The organism is Granulicatella sp. WM01 (assembly GCF_004570605.1).
Classification (GTDB): domain Bacteria; phylum Bacillota; class Bacilli; order Lactobacillales; family Aerococcaceae; genus WM01.
Window position 1 is genome coordinate 1 of record NZ_SPPB01000096.1, and the last position, 4,012, is coordinate 4,012.

Genomic DNA, 4,012 nt, shown 5'->3' on the forward strand with positions numbered 1-4,012 from the left:
ATATCTTGTATATCCAATTTTTATCACCTCCAAATCATTTTTTCCAAACAAAAAAGAGAACAAAATTACTTCTGTTCTCTCAAAAAATAGTTATTTTTACTCTTTCTCAAAACTCTAGACACTTACTGATTCAATAAATTAAGTCATCTTCTATTTTTTTAATTATCGAGTAAATTGTTAAAATATTAGGTACAACTAAAAATATGACGAGTATAATTAACATATTTTGTACTTTTAAATATGTACTAAATTTTTTAATCATTTATCCAATTCATATGTTAAATAGGAAAATGATTAAAAAACAGTATCTATTTACACTTGTTGAACAGTTTTGCCTAACCTATTTATAAGACTATTCCCAATAAAATTAAGCACTCAATTTAACTAATTTTCCACGTTTATTTAATAATTGTGGTTCTTCAGTTCCATTAATAACATCTTTAGTAATAACACATTTGACAATATCTTTTGTTGTTGGAATATGGAACATTACATTTAACATAACTGATTCGATAATGGCACGTAACCCACGTGCTCCAGTGTTACGTTCTATAGCTTTTTGTGCTACAGCTTCTAATGCTTCTTTTGTAAATTCCAATTCAACTTGATCTAGACGAAGCAAATAATCGTATTGTTTCACTAATGCATTTTTTGGTTCAACTAAAATACGTGTTAAATCTTCAACAGTTAATTTTTCCAATGATGCCATAATCGGTAAACGTCCAATAAATTCAGGAATTAATCCAAACTTTAATAAATCTTCTGGGATAATTTGTTGCATAATGCTTTTATGTTCATCTAATGTATCTGTTGAGTTACTCCCAAATCCGATTACTTTTGATCCTAAGCGTTCTTTAACAATTGTTTCAATGCCGTCAAAAGCTCCACCAACGATAAATAAAATATTAGTTGTATCAATTTGTAAAAATTCCTGATGAGGATGCTTACGTCCACCTTGTGGAGGAATATTAGCAACTGTTCCTTCTAATATTTTTAATAATGCCTGTTGAACACCTTCGCCACTAACATCACGTGTGATAGACACATTTTCACTTTTACGTGCAATTTTATCAATTTCATCAATGTAAATAATTCCTCGACTAGCCGATTCAAGATCGTAATTAGCTGCTTGAACAAGTTTAACCAATACATTTTCAACGTCTTCCCCAACATATCCTGCTTCTGTTAATGTTGTTGCATCAGAAATAGCAAAAGGAACATTTAACATTTTAGCTAATGTTTGTACTAAAAAAGTCTTTCCAGATCCAGTTGGACCAATTAAACAGATATTACTCTTTTGAAGCTCAACATCAGTTTGTTTGGTTTCCATTTGTGTAATGCGTTTATAATGATTATATACGGCAACAGATAAATTTTTTTTGGCTTGTTCTTGACCAATAACATATTCGTTTAATGCGTTATATATATCTAAAGGTTTTGGTAAATCTTCAAAAGAGTGTTCATAAGTACGCTCTTGCATATCACTTAAAATGTTTTCACATAATTCAACACACTCATTACAAATAAATACATCCGGTCCTGAAATAATCTGTTGAACTTCTTCAGCACTTTTTCCACAAAACGAACAATGTGGTGTTTTGTTTGTTTTTGTTGACATTTCTTATAATTCCTCTCTTATTCTTTTTCATTTAACCAAGATAGCACATAGCCATGACAAGTTCAACTATTTTGATATGTTATGACATAAAATTATCTACTTTTGCTGTCTTTTTTTGCTAATCAAAAAGGAAATCACCTATGCTCTATTTATAATAATATTCCTATTCAAAAACAAGATAGATCTATTCTTTTCATGTGTGAATTTTTTAAATTAAAATGCTACTTATTCTCAATATCGCTATACATTGTAGAGTTAAATTCAAATATCAAGGTTTAAAAACATTATATGAACATGACCAGAATAAATACTATTGCACTTTTGTTTTTTTATCGAATCAATAAAAAAATTTTTCGATATTAATATGTTTTGTATTCTCCAATATTTTACTGAAAAACTAATCGCTATAGTAATGGATTCGTTAAATAAATATGAACGAGTTGCTCAGTTGCTTGAATGGATTCTAAATGTGTTCGCTCATATGAATGACTTGATTCAATGCCAGCACCAAGTAAAGCATGTTTAACATCTGCTCCTGCTCGCATAGCGGCTGAAGCATCTGAACCATAATAAGGGTAAATATCCAGTTTGAATGGAATGTTATGTTGTTTAGCCAAAGATACCAAATATTGCCTGAAACCATAATGGTAAGGACCGGAAGCGTCTTTAACACAAATGGATACAGTGTATTCATCTGTTTGCTGATCATCTCCCATTGCTCCCATATCAACAGCCAAATATTCTACAACTTGAGGTGAAATAGAAGAATTAGCACCGTATCCTATTTCTTCACATACAGAAAAAGTAAAATGTGTTGTAACTGGCAATTCTATATTGTCTTTTTTATAGGTACGCAAAAGATTAAGTAGAATAGCAGCACTTACTTTATCGTCTAAAAAGCGACTTTTTACAAATCCTGTTTCAGTTATCGTTGTACGTGAATCAAAAGACACAAAATCTCCTACTTCTATTCCTAATTGTTGTGTATCTTGCTTAGATAATGTTTTTTCGTCCAAGCGAACTTCCATATTATCCTGTGTTCTTTCAGCTGTTCCTGCATCTTTATACACGTGAGTACTAGTTTGATGAATTAAAATGGTTCCAGTAATGTGTTTATTCTGACTTGCTACATGAATAGTACAATTCTCTCCCTCAATCATATTCCATGGAAAGCCACCAATTTTATCTAATTTTAATCGACCATCTGATTTAATAGCACGCACAATAGCACCCAATGTGTCAACGTGGGCAGTTATCATACGTTGTTTTTCGTCCTCTTTTCCTTTTACAGTCACAATAACTTGCCCTTTTGGTGTATGGATAGGTGTGTAACCTAATTCTGTTAATGTGTGTATTAAATAATCTTGTATCTCTTGTGTATATCCTGTTGGAGATGGAATAGCCAATAATTCCAACAAATACTGAATAGTTTGATTCATTGATTGTCCTCTCTTATCCTAAACATTTACTTATAGTGTATTGTATCACACCGCTAACAAGATAGCTATTTCTTAATCTTTATCGTGTTTATATCCTACAATTTGTGCATGATTTTTTTGATTTTATGATGATTAGTTGACTTCGGTCATTGTATTTTTTAAAATATTATTATATGACATAAGGAGGTTAATGATGTTTATTTTGGATAAGTTTTTTCAAACAGAACCTGAACACTCTGCAAAAGCTTGTGGATCTGGGAGTTTAGAAGTTCTTTCAACACCATGTTTAATTGCTTTCATGGAAAATACTGCATTTGATTATTGCCAACGTCAACTTTCTAAAGAAAAAACGACAGTTGGAACGTTTATTCAAGTGGAACATTTGGCTGCAACAAGAATTGGTAAAACGATACATATTGTCATTACGCATGTTATTGAGAACGGGCGACAATTTGAGTTTACAATAGAAGCCTATGATGGATCTATTTTAATTGGAAGAGGCACTCACACACGTGCAGTGGTCAATATAGAAAGATTTTTAAATAAATTAACATAACCAAAGCTATATTGGTGAACTTTTCTATGAGAATTAATACACTGTATATCGTTTGTTTAAAAATATAACACTATTCAAAAATTGTTGTTTTACCAGACATAGAATTAAAACTGAATTCAATCGCTTGTAATTGATAAAATTAGACTTTAATAAGCATGATAACTAGACTATCTGTAGTCTTTAGCAAATGATATTCTATATAAAAATAATGGTTCTATAATAAATAGGGTTGATGAAAAAAATTCATTAACCCTATTTTTAGATATTAAAGTAAAAAAGTGTACAAAAAAGTAGATAACCAGTATTCTATAAGTACCTAATCAAAAGAAAGAGGTTATCTACATGTCATATTATACACAAATTTTACTACAATTAAAAGACACACATATCACTTTTTTA

3 protein-coding genes are annotated in these 4,012 nt (G+C 30.4%); 1 reads left to right on the forward strand and 2 read right to left on the reverse strand.

The genetic code is table 11. From position 1 onward, the window contains the following. Positions 1-367: 367 nt before the first annotated feature. Positions 368-1,618 (reverse strand): ATP-dependent Clp protease ATP-binding subunit ClpX, encoded by a 1,251-nt coding sequence (gene clpX, locus E4T68_RS08525; protein ID WP_135125973.1) that lies wholly within the window; start codon positions 1,616-1,618, stop codon positions 368-370. A 404-nt stretch (positions 1,619-2,022) separates the two neighbouring features. Beyond that, the gene (locus E4T68_RS08530; protein WP_135125975.1) at positions 2,023-3,057 is read right to left on the reverse strand and encodes a M42 family metallopeptidase; all 1,035 of its coding nucleotides are present in this window, start codon (positions 3,055-3,057) and stop codon (positions 2,023-2,025) included. A gap of 193 nt (positions 3,058-3,250) precedes the next feature. On the opposite strand from E4T68_RS08530, the gene E4T68_RS08535 reads away from it, so the two are divergent. After that, positions 3,251-3,613 carry a thioesterase family protein gene (locus tag E4T68_RS08535; RefSeq protein ID WP_135125977.1) on the forward strand — a complete coding sequence of 121 codons (363 nt, stop codon included), beginning with the start codon at positions 3,251-3,253 and terminating at the stop codon, positions 3,611-3,613. Positions 3,614-4,012: the final 399 nt, after the last annotated feature.